Below are 20,023 nucleotides of genomic sequence, written 5' to 3' on the forward strand. Positions count from 1 at the left end.
CCGGCCCGGCAGAACCATTGCAATCGGCCCGAGGTCCAAGGGGCAAGAGGTGGCGTTGAGGTTCCTTCGCCGGATAAACCACCATCGGTTAAGGTAAAGGTCTGCCGAAAGACCTGCGAGGAGTAGTGATGAGTGAAGCGCTGACCATCCACCATGACCAGGCTGGTCATCAGTTCGAGACCAATGTGGACGGTCATCGTGCCTACTTGACTTACATGGACCTGGGCAAGCAGACGCTGGATATCTATCGCACCTTCGTGCCCAACGCCCTGCGTGGCCGTGGGATCGCTGCAGCGCTGACCGAAAAGGCCCTGGAGTACGCCGACCAGATGGGCTACACGGTGATCCCTTCTTGCTCGTATGTAGAGCGCTACATGGAGCGCCAGCAGCGCCATTCGAGCAAGGCGTGAACGCTCTCAGAATCTGATGCAAAAACGCCGGGCATTGCCCGGCGTTTTTTTCGGCGCAACGTTCAGCCGCGCTGGCGCTTGGGCAGCACGTCCTTGAGCTTGGCGTGCATGCTGCGCAAGGTCTTCTCGGTGGCGGTCCAGTCGATGCAGGCGTCGGTGACCGAAACGCCATACTGCAATTCGTCCAAATTCTTCGGAATCGATTGAGCGCCCCAGTTCAGGTGGCTTTCGACCATCAGGCCGATGATCGACTGGTTGCCTTCGAGGATCTGGTTGGCGACGTTCTCCATCACCAGCGGCTGCAGGGCCGGGTCCTTGTTGGAGTTGGCGTGGCTGCAGTCGACCATGATGTTGGCCTTGATCTTGGCTTTGGCCAGGTCCTGTTCGCACAAAGCAACGCTGACCGAATCGTAGTTCGGCTTGCCGTTGCCACCGCGCAGCACCACGTGGCCGTACGGGTTGCCCTTGGTGGTGACGATCGACACGCCGCCTTCCTGGTTGATGCCGAGGAAGCGGTGCGGCTTGGACACCGACTGCAGGGCGTTGATGGCCACGGTCAAGCCGCCATCGGTGCCGTTCTTGAAGCCGACCGCCGAGGACAGGCCCGAGGCCATTTCCCGGTGGGTCTGGGATTCGGTGGTGCGCGCACCGATCGCTGACCAGCTGATCAGATCCTGCAGGTACTGCGGGGAGATCGGGTCGAGCGCTTCGGTGGCGGTCGGCAGGCCTTTTTCGGCCAGGTCCAGCAGCAGTTGACGGCCAATGTGCAGGCCATCCTGGATCTTGAACGAGTCATCCAGGTACGGGTCGTTGATCAGGCCTTTCCAGCCGACCGTGGTGCGCGGCTTCTCGAAGTACACGCGCATCACCAGGTACAGCGTATCGGACACTTCTTCGGCCAGGACCTTGAGGCGCTCGGCGTATTCGTGGGCGGCTTTGATGTCGTGGATGGAGCAGGGCCCGACCACGACGAACAGGCGATGGTCCTTGCCGTCGAGGATATTGCGCACCACTTCGCGGCCGGCAGTCACGGTCTGCAGGGCTTTGGCGCTGAGGGGGATCTCCTTCTTGAGCTGATCGGGGGTGATCAGGGTCTCGTTGGAGGCAACGTTAAGGTCGTCGATCGGTAAATCAGCCATCGTGTTACTCGTCAGGTCACGGTGCCGGCCGCCAGCAATCCCCGTGCGGCCCAGCAGCAGAATGTTCGCAGCGGGGAGCCGAACCTTAGCGCGTTACTGGGGTTGCGACAATGGGCACCGCAGTCTTAAGCCCTGTACCCGGGCGGGCAACCATGGCCTCACAGGCATAGGTACGTTGCAACAAATGTGGGAGCGGGCTTGCCCCGCGATGCGCCGCGCGGGCGGCGCGCGATATCCGCAGCACCCAAGAAACCAAGACAAGCCCCCTCGAACCCCTGTAAAAAAGCCCATCGACGTCCAATCAGGAGCCCAACATGACCCCTAGCAAACCGCGCATCGGTATCATCGGCAGTGGTGCCATTGGAGGCTTCTATGGCCTGCTGCTGGCCCGCGCCGGTTTCGATGTGCATTTTCTACTGCGCAGCGAATACGCCGTGGTAAGCGAGCAAGGCTTGAAGCTGGAAAGTGCGGTGCACGGCACCCTGCAGATGCCGGTACAAGCTTATTCGAGCGCCGCCGACATGCCGCCCTGCGATTGGCTGCTGGTCGGAGCCAAGGCCACCAGCAATGCCGAGCTGGCGCCGCTGATCGTCCAGGCGGCCGCACCTGATGCCAAGGTGGTGCTGCTGCAGAATGGCCTCGGCGTGGAAGACCAATTGCGCCCAGCATTACCCGACAGCCTTCATTTGCTCGGCGGCCTGTGCTTCATCTGTGTCAACCGGTTGAGCCCTGGCGTGATCCGCCACCAGGCGCTGGGCGCGGTCAACCTGGGCTATCACAGCGGGCCTGCCAGCGATGGCGGTGCCGCGATTGTCGAAGAGGGCGCTGAGCTGCTGCGCGCCGCAGGGGTCGATTCGCAGGCCATGGACAACCTCGGCCAGGCGCGCTGGCAGAAGCTGGTGTGGAACGTGCCCTACAACGGTCTTTCGGTGTTGCTGTCTGCCAGTACCACGCCGCTGATGGCCGACATCGATACCCGCGAGTTGATCCAGGCGCTGATGGCCGAAGTGGTACAGGGCGCTGCAGCCTGTGGCCATACGCTGCCCGCCGGGTATGCCGAACACCTGTTCCGCGTCACTGAGCAGATGCCCGACTACTGGCCAAGCATGTACCACGACCACGCCGAGCAGCGTCCGCTGGAATTGCAGGCCATCTATGCCGAGCCGTTGGCACGGGCGCGCGCGGTCGGGTGCACGCTGCCGCGCATGCAGATGCTCTACCAGGCGCTGGCCTTCATCGATCGCGCCAACCGCGTCGGCTGAAACCTCTGCAGCCCGCAGCAGCAGTGCGCCAGACGGCCAGGCGAGGCTGTGGCGCGCTGCTAAGCTGAAGCTTGCTCTGCCGCAACGGCAGTCGAGGAGGTCGAATGATCCGCTCCATGCTGTACGCCACCGACCTCGGTGTTTATGCCCCATTTGTCATGCAGCATGCGCTCGCCCTGGCACGTACCTTCGGCGCGGAGTTGTATCTGATTCATGCAGTGGAGCCCATGGGGCAGTTCGCCGAATCTCTCCTGCAAAGCTACCTCGACGAACAGACGCTGGATGAGCTGCACAGCGAGGGCGTCAACACGGTGATGGCGAACATCGAACAGCGGGTGCTGGAGAATTTTCGCGAGGAGTTGGGCGAGGATGCGGACCTTGCAGTGATCAAGGCGGTGCGGGTGCGCCAGGGCGATCCGGCCCAGGTCATTCTGGAGCAGGCGCAACGGTTGAGTGTCGATTTGCTGATCTTCGGCAGCCATAGTGCCGGCGCCGGGGTGGATGTGCCGATTGGCCGAACCGCGGTTCGCCTGCTGCAGTTATCGCCAGTGCCGGTGTACATGGTGCCACTCTCGCAGCATCTCGGTCGTAGGAAAACGTGAAGCTGGCAATGGGCTATATCTGAGCGGCGTGTAACAAAATAGTTCTAGTTTTATTTCGTTAACCACTAATATAGTTATATCTCGTCGCTGCCTGCTGCCGCCGACTTACCGCTGATTCGAGGGAAACCTATGAAGCTTCAACAACTGCGCTACATCTGGGAAGTGGCGCACCACGACCTCAACGTCTCCGCGACGGCGCAGAGTCTGTATACCTCTCAGCCGGGGATCAGCAAGCAGATTCGTCTGCTCGAGGATGAACTGGGTGTTGAAGTCTTTGCCCGTAGCGGCAAGCACTTGACTCGCGTCACCCCGGCAGGTGAGCGCATCATCAATACCGCCGGCGAAATCCTGCGCAAGGTCGAGAGCATCAAGCAGATCGCCCAGGAATTCTCCAACGAGAAGAAGGGCACGCTGTCCATCGCCACCACCCACACCCAGGCACGTTATGCGTTGCCTCCGGTGATCAGCAGCTTCATCAAGCAGTACCCGGAAGTGGCCTTGCACATGCACCAGGGCTCGCCCATGCAGATCGCCGAAATGGCTGCCGATGGCACCGTCGACTTTGCCATCGCCACCGAGGCCCTGGAGCTGTTTGGCGACCTGATCATGATGCCGTGCTACAAGTGGAATCGCTGCGTAGTGGTGCCGCAGGGCCACCCGCTGGCCAAGCTGCCGAAGTTGACGCTGGAAGCGGTCGCCGAATACCCGATCGTTACTTACGTGTTTGGTTTCACCGGGCGTTCCAAGCTGGACGAAGCGTTCAATCACCGCGGCCTGACGCCGAAGGTGGTATTCACCGCCGCCGACGCCGACGTGATCAAGACTTACGTACGCCTGGGTCTGGGTGTGGGCATCGTGGCTGGGATGGCGGTTGATGCCAAGCTCGACAGCGACCTGGTGGCCCTGGATGCCAGCGAATTGTTCGAAGCCAGCATCACCAAGATCGGCTTCCGCCGTGGCACCTTCCTGCGCGGCTTCATGTGCGATTTCATCGAGAAGTTCGCGCCGCACCTGACCCGAGAAGTGATGGCCAAGGCCATCCAGTGCCATAACAAGCAGGAGCTTGAAGAGCTGTTCGCAGGCGTCGAGCTGCCGGTGCACTGAGTGCGGCAGGTATGAAAAAACCGGCCCTCGGGCCGGTTTTTCTTTGTCTGCGAATCAGGCCTTGCTGATCAGGTTGCCGGCATGCAGCCCGCATTCCTTCTGGGTCGACTCTTCCCACCACCAGCGACCTTCGCGCTCGTGCTGGTTTGGCAGCACTGGGCGGGTGCACGGCTCGCAGCCGATGCTGATGAAGCCGCGCTCGTGCAGGCTGTTGAACGGCAGTTCGAGCATGCGGATGTAGCCCCAGACTTCGGCGCTGGTCATCTGCGCCAGTGGGTTGAACTTGTACAGGGGGTGCTCGGGCGTGGAGAAGGCGCCATCGAGTTCCAGTGCGGCCACTTGGCTGCGGGTGCCTGGGCTCTGGTCGCGGCGCTGACCGGTGGCCCAGGCGCTGACGGTGGTGAGCTTGCGCCGCAGCGGCTCGATCTTGCGGATGCCGCAGCACTCGCCGTGGCCGTCCTTGTAGAAGCTGAACAGGCCCTTTTCCTTAACGAACGGGTCGAGCTTGGCGCGATCTGGGCTGAGGATCTCGATCGGCAGGTTGTACTGCTCGCGGACCTGATCGATGAAGCGATAGGTCTCGGGGTGCAAGCGGCCGGTATCGAGGCTGAAGACCTTGACCTGCTTGTTCAGCTTCCAGGCCATGTCGACCAGCACCACATCCTCGGCGCCGCTGAAGGAAATCCACAGGTCGTCGCCGAAGTGCTCGAAGGCAAGCTTGAGGATGTCCTGCGGGGACTTGCTGGCGTAGGTCGCGGCCAGGGCGGCGACGTCGAAGGGTTGGCTCATCAGGCGGTTTCCATCTTGGCTGTGGCGCTGTGCGCTCGTAATGAGGTGATGGTAACAAAAAATGGCGGGATAGACGGGCTGATATCGGCGGTTTCCTCTTCACGGGCGGGCCCGCTCCCACAGGCTCAGAGGCGCTGCAGGGTTTCCATCAGCACCCGCACCTTGGCGATCGACTCTTCGTATTCCGACTGCCAGTCGGAGTCCGCCACCACCGCGCCGCCGCCCCAGCAACTGGCCTGGCCATCCTTGATCAGCAGGCTTCGGATGGCGATGGAGCTGTCCATTTCGCCGCGTACGTCGATGTACAGCAGCGAGCCGCAATACAGGGCGCGGCGGCTGGGCTCCAGTTCGTCGATGATCTGCATGGCGCGGATCTTCGGCGCGCCGGTGATAGAACCACCCGGGAAGCTGTCGCCGATCAGGTCAAGGGCATCCTTGTCGCAGGCCAGTTGCCCTGTGATGCAGCTGACCAGGTGGTGGACATTGGGGTAGCTTTCCAGGCTGAACAGCTCAGGTACCTTGACCGTGCCGATCTGGCAGGTGCGGCCCAGGTCGTTGCGCAGCAGGTCGACGATCATCAGGTTTTCCGAGCGGTCCTTGGCGCTATGGCGCAGTTCCTCGGCATTGCGTGCGTCGATGGCCGGGTCGGCCGAGCGTGGGCGCGTGCCCTTGATTGGGCGGGTCTGCACCTGGCCTTGGCTGGCGCGGACGAAGCGTTCGGGCGAGAAGCTCAGCAGGGCACTGCCATCGGCCAGTTGCTGGTAGCCGGAGAACGGTGTCGGGCAGGCTTCGCGCAGGGCCTGGTAGGCACGCCAGGGGTCGCCGTGGCAGGGGGCGCGGAAGCGTTGCGTGAGGTTGATCTGGTAGCAGTCGCCGGCCTGGATATAACGCTGCACTTGGTCGAATGCGGCCTGATACTGCTCGGGCTGCAGGTCGCCTTGCATCGCGGCGAGCAGCTTGAAGTCACCACCTGCGCAGCTATCAGGCGCTTCGAACAGGGCAATCAGGCGTTCGCGTTCAGCGGCTTTCAGGCTGGGGTGGAACACGAGTTGGCTGGTGCTTAGCTGGTGGTCGGTCACCAGCGCCCAAGCGTAGAGCCCGAGCTGGGCATCGGGTAGGTCGAGGTCGTCGACGGCCAGGCTGGGCAGGTGCTCCAGGCGTCGACCGAAGTCGTAGCTGAGGTAACCGATCAGGCCGCCAGCGAAGGGCAGTTCGATGCCTTCAGGAAGCTGTGCATTGCCCAAGCGTTTCAGGCAGGCGCGCAGGCGTTGCAGGAAAACCCGGCCATCTTCGTCAGGCATTGCTTGCAGGTGCTGCACGGGCCAGGCGCTTAGCAGGTCGAAGCGGCCGCGTTCGGCGCCGGGGCGGGCGCTGTCGAGCAAGATCGCACCGGGCGCCTGGCGCAGGCGGGCGAAATAGGCGGCGGGGTCGGGTTGGTAGGGCAGGGCGTAAAGCGTGCAGGTCGGCATCAGTTTGGACGGCGATGTAAAAGCGAGGAGGGCGATTGTAGACCCGTGTAGGAAATGCGACTAGCGCTGGGCGCGACTTTAAACGCTTTGGGGCCGCCGTGCGGCCCTTCGCGGGCAAGCCCGCTCCCACAGGTACTGCACCGACCTCAATGCTTGTGCGATACATGTGGGAGCGGGCTTGCCCGCGAAGGGCTGCACGGCAGCCCCAAACTATCAACGTGGATGCACGTGGCCGAACAGGCTCTGGGCCACCTTCACCCGCTGCTCCGCATCCTCGGTCAGGCCGTCTTTGGCCAGCGCCTCGATGTGCGCCTCGATGGCGTGGGTGCGCTGGGTCAACCCAGTGTCGTTGGCGATCTGGATGTTCAGGCCGGGGCGGGCATTGAGTTCGAGAATCAATGGCCCCTTGTCCTGGTCCAGGACCATGTCCACGCCGATGTAGCCGAGGCCGCACAGTTCATAGCAGCCGGCCGCGAGCTTCATGAAGCCATCCCAGTTCGGCAGTTGCACGCCGTCCACCGCATTGGTGGTGTCCGGGTGCTTGCTGATGATGTTGTTCAGCCAGGTGCCGCGCAGCGTCACCCCGGTGGCCAGGTCCACACCCACACCGATGGCGCCCTGGTGCAGGTTGGCCTTGCCGCCGGACTGGCGGGTCGGCAGGCGCAGCATGGCCATCACCGGGTAGCCCATCAGCACGATGATACGGATGTCCGGCACGCCTTCGTAGCTGATGCTCTTGAAGATCTGGTCGGGTGTCACGCGGTACTCGATCAGCGCGCGGTCGCGGTGCCCGCCCAGCGAATACAGGCCGGTGAGGATGCTGGAGACCTGGTGCTCGATTTCCTCGTGGCTGATGATCTTGCCCGAGACCGTGCGATAGCGGTCTTCGAAGCGGTCGGCGATGACCAGGATGCCGTCACCGCCGGCACCCTGGGCCGGCTTGATGACGAAGTCGTTGCGCCCGCCGATGATCTCGTGAAGCTTTTCGATCTGCTTCTCGGTCTCGATGATGCCGTACATCTCCGGCACGTGAATGCCGGCGGCGAGCGCGCGTTCCTTGGTGATGATCTTGTCGTCTACGATCGGGTACAGGCTGCGCTTGTTGTACTTCAGCACATAGTCCGCGTTGCGCCGATTGATCCCCATGATGCCCCGGGCCTCCAGGGCTTTCCACGTCTTGATCAGGCCAAACATCAGGCGTCAGCCTTCTTCAGGAATGCCTTGAAGCGCACCAGTTCGGTCAGGCGGTAGCCGCGGTAACGACCCATCGCCAGCATGAAGCCAACCAGAACCAGCAGCACGGCAGGGAAGGTGAAGACGAAGTACACCAGCTCCGGCACCATCATCAGCAGGTGCGCCAGCGACGCGGCGAACAGGGTGCCGATGGCGACTTTCATGGCATGGCCGCCGCCACGTTCTTCCCAGGTGATGGACAGGCGTTCAATGGTCATGGTCAGGATCACCATCGGGAACAGCGCCACCGACAGGCCGCGCTCCAGGCCCAGCTTGTGGCTGAACAGGCTGATGGCGGCAATCAGCACCACGACGAAGGTCAGCACCACCGACAGGCGCGGCAGCATTTGCAGCTTCAGGTGCTCCAGGTACGAGCGTAGCGACAGGCCCAGCGCGGTGATCACTGTGAACAGCACGATGCCGAAGCCCAGCTGGGTTTCGCGGAAGGCCAGGGCGATCAGTACCGGGGTGAAGGTACCCAGGGTCTGGATGCCGATCAGGTTGCGCAGCACCAGGATCACCAGCACGCCGATCGGGATCATCACCATGATCATGAAGGTCTGCTGGGTCTGCAGTGGCAGGCCGTACAGCGAGTATTCGAGGAAGTCGGCGTCGGTGTTCTCGTCGGTCAGCTTGGCCAGGCGGATGGCGTTCATCTCGCTGTTGTTCATGCTGAAGGTGACGTTGGCTTTCTTGCCGCCATCGACGGTGATCAGGTTGTCGTCACCGGTCCACCACAGCAGGCGGTCGCTGGGCAGGCCCTGCTCGCCGGTGTCCGGGTTGAAGTACAGCCAGTCGTTGCCGTTGAAGCTGCGCAGCCACAACTCCGGGGACTGCGGGGTGTCGGCTACCAGGCGGATGGTGTGGACCTTTTCCAGCGGCACGTGGGCGATCGACAGCAGCAGGTCGATGACCTGGGCTTTTTTCATCGACGAGGTGTCGCCGGCCAGCAGCAGCTTGACGTTGTCGTCGTTGAGGTTGTTGACCCGCTTGATGGTCTCGCTGACGAAGGTCTCGACGTCGGCCGAATGCTGGCGAATAGGTGCCATCAAGGCTTCGGCGGCGATCTTCTCGGGGCCTTCGACCGCCAGGCTGTCACGGAAGGTCGGGCCTTTGATCGCGGTCTTTTCGTTGCTGTAGCGCTTGGTCAGTACCAGGCGGTAGTACAGCGTCTGGTTGCCGCTGGCGCGACGGGCCGACCAGGTCACCTTGCGGTTGCCATCGGCGCGGTTGACGCTCACCCCATAGTTGTTGGAGATGAAGCTCTCGTTGAGGCTGACGAAGTCGCGGTTCAGCGGCGGCACGAACATCTGGATCTTGACCGGGTCCTTGGTGCTGGCGACGAACTCGACCTTGGCGTCGATGTTCCACAGGTCATCGGTTTCGTCCTCGGTCACCGGGATGCCGAGGAAGAAGATCTGATAAGCGGTGACCGCCACGCCCAGCAACACCAGTACGGTGATCAGGACTTTCAGATGGAGGGTAAGAGAGCGCATCGGGGTTACTCTGCTTTGGGAGCGTCGGTGGCACAGGCAGGTTTGCCGGCCGCGTATTTAAGGCTTGGGTCGACCAGCGCGTCGAAATGCTTGAGCGCCTCGGAACCGATCAGCAGCGGGAACTGGAACGCACTGCGGTCGGTGAGGTTGACTTCGATGGTGCGCAGGGCCTGGCCCATGCAGATTTCGAGTTCGATGACCGGGCGGGCGGTGTAGGCCTTGCCCGATTCGGCGTCATAGTCGCCGGCGCGACGCTTGATTTTGCTGACCCGGGCCAGCGGGCGTTCGATCGGGTGCGAATGGGCGGCGTCGATGGCCAGGTAGAAGCGTACCCAACTTTCGCCGTTGCGCTTGAAGCGCTTGATGTCGCGGGCGCTGAGCGAGGCGGTCTTGGCGCCGGTGTCGAGCTTGGCGGCCACTTCGAGGTCGAGGTCGCCCAGCTGGGCGTATTCATTGAGACCGTACACGGTCTTGCCCGCCGCCTGGCCAAGGGCCGGCAGCAGGGTGAGGCAAAGCAGCAATAAAACGGGTGTAAGTCTCATAGTCCTGGCGCGGTGCTGTGCAAGGTTCGGGGCAAGGCGACTGGCAGGTACTGCGCAAGCTTCCTCGGTTTTCTGTCAACAACATGAAAAGATGACAGATACGCTATCCATACTCCGTTGGAGGCGCGGCATTCTATCACGCCGATGTCTTGACGCCAGCGCATCGCGATCAGACAGCGTATCGGCCGGGTAAGTTCGTTCTTAGACGATTGTCGACAATATTGATTTTGTCTTTGACTGATCTGGCTTGATTCGCTAGTTTCTGCTCAAGAGATTAGCAAGGTGTCGACAATATGCTGGACCTCAGCACTCCCTCTCCGGCTGCGTCAGATGATACGGAAACACTATCCGAGCACGTTTTTCGGCGCATCCAGGCGGCGATCGTCAAGGGTGAGATCGCGCCCGGCAGCAAGATCTCCGAGCCGGAGCTGGCGCGCACCTACGGCATCAGCCGTGGTCCACTGCGCGAGGCCATCCATCGACTGGAAGGTCAGCGCTTGCTGGTGCGTGTGCCGCATGTCGGCGCGCGGGTAGTGTCGCTCAACCATGCCGAGCTGATCGAACTGTACGAAATTCGCGAATCCCTGGAAGGCATGGCCTGCCGCCTGGCCGCCGAGCGCATGAGCCAGGGTGACATCGACGAGCTGCGCCGGGTGCTCGACACCCATGAGCGCGACGCTGCATTCCAGGCCGGGCTGGGCTATTACCAGCAGGAAGGCGACTATGACTTCCATTACCGGATCATCCAGGGCAGCGGCAACCAGACCCTGGTCAAGATGCTCTGCGGTGAGCTGTACCAACTGGTGCGCATGTACCGCATCCAGTTTTCCGCCACGCCCAACCGCCCTCGTCAGGCCTTTGCCGAACACCACCGCATTCTCGATGCCATCGCCGAGCGTGACGGCGAGCTGGCCGAACTCCTGATGCGCCGCCATATCGGCGCGTCCAAGCGCAATATCGAGCGTCACTACCTGGACGCCAACAACAATAGCCTTCGAGGTGAGAAATGACTGTCAAGAGCACCCCTGGTCAGCGTTTTCGCGACGCCGTTGCCGCCGAACATCCCCTGCAGGTAGTTGGCGCGATCAATGCCAACCACGCGCTGCTGGCCAAGCGCGCCGGTTTCAAGGCGATCTACCTGTCCGGTGGGGGTGTCGCCGCGGGCTCGCTGGGCCTGCCGGACCTGGGTATTACCGGCCTGGATGACGTGCTGACCGACGTGCGCCGTATCACCGACGTCTGTGACCTGCCGCTGCTGGTGGATGTCGACACCGGCTTCGGCGCCTCGGCGTTCAACGTTGCACGTACCGTGCGTTCTATGTGCAAATTCGGCGCCGCCGCGATCCACATCGAAGACCAGGTGGGCGCCAAGCGCTGCGGGCACCGGCCGAACAAGGAGATCGTCTCGCAGCAGGAGATGGTCGATCGCATCAAGGCCGCCGTGGATGCCCGCCTTGATGACAGCTTCGTGATCATGGCGCGCACCGATGCGTTGGCGGTGGAGGGCCTGAACGCTGCCCTGGACCGCGCCGCCGCCTGCGTTGAGGCGGGTGCCGACATGATCTTCCCGGAAGCCATCACCGAACTGCAGATGTACAAGACCTTCGCCGATCGGGTCAAGGCGCCGATCCTGGCCAATATCACCGAGTTCGGTGCCACGCCGTTGTACACCACCGACGAACTGGCGGCGGTCGACGTGTCGCTGGTGCTCTACCCGCTGTCGGCCTTCCGCGCCATGAACAAGGCGGCCGACAATGTCTACACCGCGCTGCGTCGCGACGGTACGCAGAAGAACGTGATCGACACCATGCAGACCCGCATGGAGCTCTACGATGCAATCGGTTACCACGCGTTCGAGCAGAGCCTCGACGCGCTGTTTGCGCAGAAGAAAGGTTAATCGCGCGCAACCGAATCAGCCTGAAGCTATCCATAACAAATTCAAGAAAGGAGAAACACCATGGCCGAAGCAAAAGTACTCAGTGGCGCAGGCCTGCGTGGCCAGGTGGCCGGCCAGACCGCGCTGTCGACCGTCGGCCAGGCCGGTGCCGGCCTGACCTACCGCGGTTATGACGTGCGCGACCTGGCGGCTGGCGCCGAATTCGAAGAAGTGGCCTACCTGCTGCTATATGGCGAGTTGCCGAGCAATAACGAGCTGGCCGATTACAAACGCAAGCTCAAGGGCCTGCGCGACCTGCCGCAGGCACTGAAAGAAGTACTCGAACGCATCCCGCGCGACGCCCACCCGATGGACGTGATGCGCACCGGCTGTTCGGTGCTCGGCACCCTGGAGCCGGAGTTGACCTTCGAGGCCCAGCGCGACAAGACCGATCGCCTGCTGGCGCTGTTCCCGGCAGTGATGTGCTACTGGTACCGCTTCACCCACCATGGCGTGCGCATCGACTGCAGCACCGACGAAGACACCCTGGGCGGTCATTTCCTGCACCTGCTGCACGGCAAGCAGCCTAGCGCGCTGCACGTCAAGGTAATGAACGTGTCCTTGATCCTCTACGCCGAGCACGAGTTCAACGCCTCGACGTTCACCGCCCGGGTGTGCGCCTCGACCCTGTCTGACCTGTACTCCTGCGTCACCGCCGCCATCGGCTCGCTGCGCGGGCCGCTGCACGGCGGTGCCAACGAGGCGGCCATGGAGTTGATCGAGCGCTTCCAGAGCCCTCAGGAGGCCACTGCCGAGTTGCTGCGCATGCTTGAGCGCAAGGACAAGATCATGGGCTTTGGCCATGCCATCTATAAAGAGTCCGATCCACGCAACGAGGTGATCAAGGGCTGGGCCAAGCAGCTTGCCGACGAAGTGGGTGACAAGGTGCTGTACCCGGTTTCCGAAGCCATCGACAAGACCATGTGGGAGCAGAAGCGTCTGTTCCCCAATGCCGACTTCTACCACGCCTCGGCGTACCACTTCATGGGCATCCCGACCAAGCTGTTCACCCCGATCTTCGTCTGTTCGCGCCTCACCGGCTGGGCCGCCCACGTGTTCGAGCAGCGTGCCAACAACCGCATCATCCGTCCGAGCGCCGAGTATGTAGGCGTCGAGCAGCGCCAGTTCGTGTCGATAGCGCAGCGCTGAAACAATTAAAGAGAGGCCGCCTGTTTCCCTGTGGGAGCGGGCTTGTCCCGCGAATGCGTCGGGCCAGGCAGCCGATGTGGAGCTGCTGACGCATTCGCGGGGCAAGCCCGCTCCCACAAGGACGGCTCACTTCCGATTACCGTGACCGAGCTGATTATGAACACTGCATATCGCAAACACCTGCCAGGCACTGCCCTGGACTATTTCGATGCCCGCGCTGCGGTCGAGGCCATCAAGCCCGGCGCTTATGACAGCCTGCCGTACACCTCCCGCGTGCTCGCCGAAAACCTGGTGCGTCGCTGCGACCCGGCCACCCTGGACGCCTCGCTCGGCCAACTGATCGAGCGCAAGCGCGACCTCGACTTCCCCTGGTTCCCGGCCCGCGTGGTGTGCCACGACATCCTAGGTCAGACCGCGCTGGTGGACCTCGCCGGCCTGCGCGACGCCATCGCCGACAAAGGGGGCGACCCGGCTGCGGTCAACCCGGTGGTGCCGGTACAGCTGATCGTCGACCACTCGTTGGCCGTCGAGTGCGGTGGTTTCGACCCGCAGGCGTTTGACAAGAACCGCGCCATTGAAGACCGTCGTAACGAGGACCGCTTCCACTTCATCAACTGGACCAAGAAGGCGTTCAAGAACGTCGACGTGATCCAGCCCGGCAACGGCATCATGCACCAGATCAACCTGGAGAAGATGTCGCCGGTGATCCACAACGACCGCGGGGTGGCCTACCCGGACACTTGCGTCGGCACCGACAGCCATACCCCGCATGTCGACGCCCTGGGCGTGATCGCCATCGGCGTCGGCGGCCTGGAAGCCGAGAACGTCATGCTCGGTCGCGCCTCGTGGATGCGCCTGCCGGAGATCGTCGGCGTCGAGCTGGGCGGCAAGCTGGCGCCGAACATCACTGCCACCGACCTGGTACTGGCTCTGACCGAGTTCCTGCGCAAAGAGAAGGTGGTGGGCGCCTATCTGGAGTTCTATGGTGAAGGTGCCCGCGCACTGACCCTCGGCGACCGCGCGACCATCTCCAACATGGCGCCGGAATATGGCGCGACTGCCGCGATGTTCGCCATCGACCAGCAAACCATCGACTACCTCAAGTTGACCGGTCGTGAAGAGCAACAGGTCCAGCTGGTGGAAACCTATGCCAAGGCCACCGGCCTGTGGGCTGACGCCCTGGCCCAGGCCGAGTACGAGCGTGTGTTGCATTTCGACCTGTCGAGCGTGGTGCGCAACATGGCTGGCCCGTCCAACCCTCACGCCCGCGTGGCCACGAGTGATCTGGCGGCCAAGGGCATCGCCGGTGCGTGGGAGGCGGTGCCGGGGCAGATGCCGGATGGCGCGGTGATCATTGCCGCCATCACCAGTTGCACCAACACCAGCAACCCGCGCAACGTGATTGCCGCAGGCCTCTTGGCGCGCAACGCCAACCGATTGGGCCTGGCGCGCAAACCGTGGGTCAAGTCGTCGCTGGCGCCGGGTTCCAAGGCCGTGCAGCTGTACCTGGAAGAAGCCGGGCTGGAGCAGGAGCTGGAGCAGCTGGGCTTTGGCATCGTCGCCTTCGCCTGCACGACCTGCAACGGCATGTCCGGTGCGCTGGATCCGCTGATCCAGCAGGAAATCATCGACCGCGACCTCTACGCCACCGCGGTGCTTTCGGGCAACCGCAACTTTGACGGGCGCATCCACCCTTACGCCAAGCAGGCGTTTCTCGCCTCGCCGCCGCTGGTGGTGGCCTATGCCATCGCCGGTACCATCCGCTTCGACATCGAGAAAGATGTGCTGGGCGTGGTCGATGGCAAGGAAATTCGCCTCAAGGATATCTGGCCCAGCGACGCAGAAATCGACGCCGTGGTGCGCGCGGCGGTCAAGCCGGAGCAGTTCCGCAAGGTCTACATCCCGATGTTTGCCATCGAGGAAGACCGTGGGCCGAAAGTCACGCCGCTGTACGACTGGCGCCCGATGAGCACCTACATCCGCCGCCCGCCGTACTGGGAGGGCGCCCTGGCCGGTGAACGTACGTTGCGTGGCATGCGCCCGCTGGCGGTGCTGCCAGACAACATCACCACCGACCATCTGTCGCCCTCCAACGCCATCATGCTCGACAGTGCCGCTGGCGAGTACCTGGCGAAAATGGGTTTACCGGAAGAGGACTTCAACTCCTACGCCACCCACCGCGGCGACCACCTGACCGCGCAGCGCGCCACCTTCGCCAACCCCAAGCTGTTCAACGAAATGGTGCGCAAGGACGACGGCAGCGTGCGGCAGGGCTCGCTGGCGCGCATCGAGCCTGAAGGCCAGGTGACACGCATGTGGGAAGCCATCGAAACCTACATGCAGCGCAAGCAGCCGCTGATCATCGTTGCCGGTGCCGACTACGGCCAGGGCTCGTCGCGAGACTGGGCAGCCAAAGGTGTGCGTCTGGCGGGTGTCGAGGCGATCGTGGCCGAAGGCTTCGAGCGCATTCACCGCACCAACCTGGTGGGCATGGGCGTGTTGCCGCTGGAGTTCAAACCAGGCACCGACCGCAAGACCCTGGGCCTGGATGGCAGCGAGACCTACGACGTGCTTGGTGAACGCAAGCCGCGAGCAACGCTGACGCTGGTAGTCACCCGTCGCGACGGCGAGCGGGTCGAGGTGCCGGTGACCTGCCGCCTGGATACCGCTGAAGAAGTGTCGATTTACGAGGCGGGTGGGGTGCTGCAGCGCTTTGCCCAGGACTTCCTCGAAGCCACCGCTTGATGGAGCAGACCATGGCACATGCAGCACAAGTCAGAATTCCCGCCACGTATATCCGAGGCGGTACCAGTAAGGGCGTGTTTTTCCGTCTGCAGGATTTGCCCGAAGCGGCTCAGGTACCGGGGCCGACCCGCGATGCCCTGCTGCTGCGGGTAATCGGCAGCCCCGACCCGTATGCCAAGCAGATCGACGGCATGGGCGGCGCCACCTCCAGCACCAGCAAGACGGTAATCCTGTCGCCAAGCCGCAAGCCCGGCCATGATGTGGACTACCTGTTTGGCCAGGTCGCCATCGATAAGGCCTTCGTCGACTGGAGCGGCAACTGCGGCAACCTGTCCGCTGCCGTCGGCGCGTTCGCCATCAGCAGCGGCCTGGTCGATCCCTCGCGTATTCCGCGCAACGGCGTGGCCACCGTGCGTATCTGGCAGGCCAATATCGGCAAGACCATCATCGCTCATGTGCCGATCACCGAGGGTGAGGTCCAGGAAACCGGCGACTTCGAGCTCGATGGGGTGACATTCCCCGCGGCTGAGGTACAGCTTGAATTTCTCGATCCGGCCGCCGATGAAGACGGCGGGGGCGGAGCGATGTTCCCCACTGGCAACCTGGTGGACGACCTGGAGGTGCCCGGTATCGGCACGTTCAAAGCTACCTTGATCAATGCGGGTATTCCGACCGTTTTCGTCAATGCTGCCGATATCGGTTACACCGGCAGCGAGCTGCAGGACGCCATCAACGGCGATGCCCAGGCCCTGGCGCGTTTCGAAACCATCCGTGCCTACGGCGCCGTGCGCATGGGCCTGATCGAGCATGTCGACCAGGCTGCCGGGCGTCAGCATACGCCAAAGGTGGCTTTCGTTGCGCCGCCGAGCACCTACACTGCGTCCAGTGGCAAGGCGGTCGCGAAGGCTGACATCGACTTGCTCGTGCGTGCATTGTCCATGGGCAAGCTGCACCACGCGATGATGGGTACCGCTGCGGTGGCCATCGGCACCGCTGCAGCCATTCCGGGCACGCTGGTCAACCTCGCCGCAGGCGGGGGCGAGCGCAGTGCCGTGCGTTTCGGTCATCCCTCGGGCACCTTGCGGGTGGGGGCTCAGGCTAGCCAATTGAATGGCAAGTGGACGGTAACCAAGGCAATCATGAGCCGTAGTGCTCGCGTGCTGATGGAAGGCTGGGTGAGGGTGCCCGGCGATAGCTTCTGACGCACGACCGGCGCTGGGCTTTCGTTGACGGGGCCGAGTTGTGCCCTTCGCGGGGCAAGCCCGCTCCCACAGTACAGCGCCGACCTCAAGGCTTGTGCGATAACTGTGGGAGCGGGCTTGCCCCGCGAAGGGCTGCAACGCAGCCCCAATGCACAGGAGCTGACTATGAGCGCCAACGTGGACTTGAACGAGCGCCCCGACTACGACGAGGTGCTGCAAACCCTCGCTGACTACGTCCTCACTTACCAGGTCGAGTCACCGGAGGCTTTTGACACCGCGCGCAATTGCCTGATGGATACCCTGGGCTGCGGCCTCCTGGCACTGCGCTTCCCTGAATGCACCAAGCACCTCGGCCCACTGGTGGAGGGCACCGTGGTGCCCAATGGTGCCCGTGTGCCAGGCACCAGCTACCGCCTTGATCCGGTGAAAGCGGCCTGGGACATCGGCTGCACCGTGCGTTGGCTGGACTACAACGATACCTGGCTGGCCGCTGAGTGGGCCCACCCTTCGGATAACCTGGGCGGCATTCTGGCGGTGGCTGATCACTTATCGCAAAAACGGGTGGCCAAGGGTGAAGCTCCGCTATTGATGCGCGAGGTGCTCGAGGCCATGGTCATGGCGCATGAGATCCAGGGTGTGCTGGCGCTGGAAAATTCATTCAACCGCGTCGGCCTCGATCACGTAATACTGGTCAAGGTCGCGTCCACGGCGGTCTGCTCCAAGCTGATGGGTGCCGATCGAGAGCAACTGCTCTCGGCTTTGTCCCATGCCTTCGTCGATGGCCAGGCGCTGCGTACCTACCGTCATGCGCCGAATGCCGGCTCGCGCAAGTCCTGGGCTGCCGGTGATGCCTCAAGCCGAGGTGTGCGTCTGGCCGACATCGCGCTGCGTGGCGAGATGGGCGTGCCAGGGGTACTTACTGCACAGCAGTGGGGCTTCTACGACGTGTCGTTCAGTCATACCAACAAGGACCTGGCACTCAAACCGTCCGCCCAGCAAGCGCTGAGCCTGCCGCAACCCTTGGGCAGCTATGTGATGGAAAATGTGCTGTTCAAAATCAGCTTCCCGGCCGAATTTCATGCCCAGACCGCCTGTGAGGCTGCGGTGAGCCTGTATCCGCAGGTGCGTAACCGGTTGCATGAGGTCGACCGTATCGTCATCACCACCCAAGAGTCGGCGATCCGCATCATCTCCAAGGCAGGCCCGCTGGCCAATGCCGCAGACCGTGATCATTGTCTGCAGTACATGGTGGCGGTGCCGCTGATATTTGGTCATTTGGTGGCCGAGCACTACGAAGACGCCTTTCATGCGGCACATCCGAGCATCGACCGCCTGCGCGAGAAAATGGAGGTGGTCGAGGAGCCGCGATTCACACGTGAATACCTGGAAGCGGACAAGCGCTCGATTGCCAATGGCCTGCAGGTGTTCTTCAAGGATGGCAGCAGTACCGAGCAGGTGGTGGTGGAGTACCCGATCGGCCACCGGCGCCGGCGCGGGGAGGGCATTGCGTTGTTGGAGGCGAAGTTCAGGGAGAACTTGGCGACGCGGTTTGCGCGCCAGCGTTGTGTCGATATTTTCGCGTTGTGCAAGGATCAACAGCAGCTTGAGAACACGGCGGTGCACCGGTTTGTGGACTTGTTCATGATCTGATTCATGCCTGGCATGCAGGCAAAAAAACGCCCCGAACCAGTCGGGGCGTTTTCAGTGTCGCTGCAGGGCCTTACTTGCCTTCCCAGCGCTTGAGCACCAGGGTGGCGTTGGTGCCGCCAAAGCCGAAGCTGTTGCTCATGACCGTGTCGATCTTGGCGTTTTCTTCAGTTTTGCGCAGGATTGGCAGGTCGGCGACCTCCGGGTCCAGCTCGTCGATGTTGGCGGAGCCAGCGATGAAGTTGTTTTCCATCATCAGCAGGCAGTAGATCGCCTCGTGCACGCCAGCGGCGCCCAGCGAGTGGCCCGACAGGCTCTTGGTCGAGCTGATCTTCGGCGCCTTGTCGCCGAACACTGCGCGAACGCCCTTGATCTCGGCAACGTCCCCGACTGGGGTCGAAGTGCCGTGGGTGTTCAGGTAGTCGATCGGCGTGTCGACGGTGGCCAGCGCCTGCTGCATGCAGCGGATGGCGCCTTCGCCGCTTGGCGCAACCATGTCGTAACCGTCGGACGTGGCACCGTAGCCGACGATTTCGGCGTAGATCTTGGCGCCGCGGGCCAGGGCGTGCTCCAGCTCCTCGACCACCACCATGCCGCCGCCGCCCGCGATGACGAAGCCATCACGGTCGGCGTCGTAGGCGCGCGAGGCCAGTTCCGGTGTTTCGTTGCGCTTGGTCGACAGGGCGCCCATGGCATCGAACAGGAACGACTGGCTCCAGTGCTCTTCTTCACCGCCACCGGCGAACACGATGTCCTGCTTGCCCCACTGGATTTGCTCCAGCGCGGTACCGATGCAGTGAGCCGAGGTGGCACAGGCCGACGAGATCGAGTAGTTCAGGCCCTTGATCTTGAACGGGGTGGCCAGGCACGCCGACACGGTGCTGCCCATGGTGCGGGTGACGCGGTATGGGCCGACGCGCTTGACGCCCTTCTCGCGCAGGGTGTCCAGCGCTTCCATCTGGTTCAGGGTCGAGGCGCCGCCGGAGCCAGCCACCAGGCCGGTGCGCGGGTTGGAAACCTGCTCTTCAGTCAGGCCGGCGTCCTTGATCGCGTCTTGCATCGCCAGGTAGGCGTACGCCGCAGCGTGGCCGACGAAGCGATAGACCTTGCGGTCGATCAGTTCTTCGAGGTTGAGGTCGATGGAGCCGGAAACCTGGCTACGCAGCCCCTGTTCCTTGTATTCCGGGTTGTAACGGATGCCCGGACGGCTGTTGCGCAGGTTTTCGGTGACGGTAGCTTTGTCATTGCCCAGGCACGATACGATGCCCAGACCAGTGATAACGACGCGGCGCATGCGA

At 62.8% G+C, this 20,023-nt stretch carries 17 protein-coding genes; 10 read left to right on the plus strand and 7 right to left on the minus strand.

Going from position 1 to position 20,023, the window contains the following annotated elements:
- Positions 1-128: 128 nt before the first annotated feature.
- A complete protein-coding gene (locus ACZ6YA_RS18060; RefSeq protein WP_008095521.1) occupies positions 129-410 on the plus strand; it encodes a GNAT family N-acetyltransferase in 282 nt (93 codons plus the stop codon).
- 62 nt (positions 411-472) lie between these two features.
- On the opposite strand, the gene ACZ6YA_RS18065 is transcribed toward ACZ6YA_RS18060, so the two are convergent.
- Complete coding sequence (locus tag ACZ6YA_RS18065) at positions 473-1,549, minus strand: 3-deoxy-7-phosphoheptulonate synthase (RefSeq protein WP_465898456.1); 1,077 nt, start codon at positions 1,547-1,549, stop codon at positions 473-475.
- Positions 1,550-1,863: 314 nt separating this feature from the next.
- Here ACZ6YA_RS18065 and ACZ6YA_RS18070 point away from each other — a divergent pair, with 314 nt between their 5' ends.
- The 3 genes from ACZ6YA_RS18070 (at position 1,864) to cysB (ending at position 4,517) form a co-directional block, all read left to right on the plus strand.
- A complete protein-coding gene (locus tag ACZ6YA_RS18070) occupies positions 1,864-2,811 on the plus strand; it encodes a putative 2-dehydropantoate 2-reductase (protein WP_465898457.1) in 948 nt (315 codons plus the stop codon).
- A gap of 104 nt (positions 2,812-2,915) precedes the next feature.
- Positions 2,916-3,413 carry a universal stress protein gene (locus ACZ6YA_RS18075; protein WP_465898458.1) on the plus strand — a complete coding sequence of 166 codons (498 nt, stop codon included), beginning with the start codon at positions 2,916-2,918 and terminating at the stop codon, positions 3,411-3,413.
- Between the two features lie 129 nt (positions 3,414-3,542).
- A complete protein-coding gene (gene cysB, locus ACZ6YA_RS18080) occupies positions 3,543-4,517 on the plus strand; it encodes an HTH-type transcriptional regulator CysB (RefSeq protein ID WP_400799623.1) in 975 nt (324 codons plus the stop codon).
- Positions 4,518-4,571: 54 nt separating this feature from the next.
- Here the strand turns inward: cysB and ACZ6YA_RS18085 are convergent, their stop codons facing one another.
- The 5 genes from ACZ6YA_RS18085 to rloA all read right to left on the minus strand — a co-directional run bounded on the left by ACZ6YA_RS18085 (position 4,572) and on the right by rloA (position 10,046).
- On the minus strand, positions 4,572-5,306 hold the full coding sequence (locus ACZ6YA_RS18085) for a phosphoadenylyl-sulfate reductase (RefSeq protein WP_465898459.1): 735 nt from the start codon (positions 5,304-5,306) through the stop codon (positions 4,572-4,574).
- Between the two features lie 125 nt (positions 5,307-5,431).
- Complete coding sequence (pabB, locus tag ACZ6YA_RS18090) at positions 5,432-6,775, minus strand: aminodeoxychorismate synthase component I (protein ID WP_465898460.1); 1,344 nt, start codon at positions 6,773-6,775, stop codon at positions 5,432-5,434.
- Between the two features lie 213 nt (positions 6,776-6,988).
- Positions 6,989-7,969: an alpha-L-glutamate ligase-like protein gene (locus tag ACZ6YA_RS18095; protein WP_465898461.1), complete on the minus strand. Its 981-nt coding sequence runs from the start codon at positions 7,967-7,969 to the stop codon at positions 6,989-6,991.
- On the minus strand, positions 7,969-9,504 hold the full coding sequence (rloB, locus tag ACZ6YA_RS18100) for an osmotic stress tolerance membrane protein RloB (protein ID WP_465898462.1): 1,536 nt from the start codon (positions 9,502-9,504) through the stop codon (positions 7,969-7,971). The genes ACZ6YA_RS18095 and rloB overlap by 1 nt, the downstream gene beginning before the upstream one ends.
- Positions 9,505-9,509: 5 nt before the next feature.
- Positions 9,510-10,046 carry a retropepsin-like aspartic peptidase RloA gene (rloA, locus tag ACZ6YA_RS18105; protein WP_465898463.1) on the minus strand — a complete coding sequence of 179 codons (537 nt, stop codon included), beginning with the start codon at positions 10,044-10,046 and terminating at the stop codon, positions 9,510-9,512.
- A gap of 293 nt (positions 10,047-10,339) precedes the next feature.
- Here rloA and ACZ6YA_RS18110 point away from each other — a divergent pair, with 293 nt between their 5' ends.
- The 6 genes from ACZ6YA_RS18110 (at position 10,340) to prpD (ending at position 18,728) form a co-directional block, all read left to right on the plus strand.
- A complete protein-coding gene (locus ACZ6YA_RS18110; protein WP_465898464.1) occupies positions 10,340-11,056 on the plus strand; it encodes a GntR family transcriptional regulator in 717 nt (238 codons plus the stop codon).
- Positions 11,053-11,943, plus strand: coding sequence for a methylisocitrate lyase (prpB, locus tag ACZ6YA_RS18115; RefSeq protein ID WP_465898465.1), 891 nt, complete (start codon positions 11,053-11,055; stop codon positions 11,941-11,943). The genes ACZ6YA_RS18110 and prpB overlap by 4 nt, the downstream gene beginning before the upstream one ends.
- A gap of 60 nt (positions 11,944-12,003) precedes the next feature.
- A complete protein-coding gene (prpC, locus tag ACZ6YA_RS18120; RefSeq protein ID WP_465898466.1) occupies positions 12,004-13,131 on the plus strand; it encodes a bifunctional 2-methylcitrate synthase/citrate synthase in 1,128 nt (375 codons plus the stop codon).
- Positions 13,132-13,287: 156 nt separating this feature from the next.
- The gene (gene acnD, locus ACZ6YA_RS18125) at positions 13,288-15,876 is read left to right on the plus strand and encodes a Fe/S-dependent 2-methylisocitrate dehydratase AcnD (RefSeq protein ID WP_465898467.1); all 2,589 of its coding nucleotides are present in this window, start codon (positions 13,288-13,290) and stop codon (positions 15,874-15,876) included.
- Between the two features lie 11 nt (positions 15,877-15,887).
- Positions 15,888-17,078, plus strand: a complete 1,191-nt coding sequence (gene prpF, locus ACZ6YA_RS18130) for a 2-methylaconitate cis-trans isomerase PrpF (RefSeq protein WP_465898468.1) — start codon at positions 15,888-15,890, stop codon at positions 17,076-17,078.
- 165 nt (positions 17,079-17,243) lie between these two features.
- Positions 17,244-18,728 (plus strand): 2-methylcitrate dehydratase, encoded by a 1,485-nt coding sequence (prpD, locus tag ACZ6YA_RS18135; RefSeq protein ID WP_465898469.1) that lies wholly within the window; start codon positions 17,244-17,246, stop codon positions 18,726-18,728.
- A gap of 70 nt (positions 18,729-18,798) precedes the next feature.
- Here prpD and fabB read toward each other — a convergent pair whose 3' ends face one another.
- Positions 18,799-20,019 carry a beta-ketoacyl-ACP synthase I gene (gene fabB, locus ACZ6YA_RS18140; protein WP_401083027.1) on the minus strand — a complete coding sequence of 407 codons (1,221 nt, stop codon included), beginning with the start codon at positions 20,017-20,019 and terminating at the stop codon, positions 18,799-18,801.
- Positions 20,020-20,023: the final 4 nt, after the last annotated feature.

The sequence above is a fragment of the Pseudomonas sp. NPDC090752 genome, from assembly GCF_055584805.1.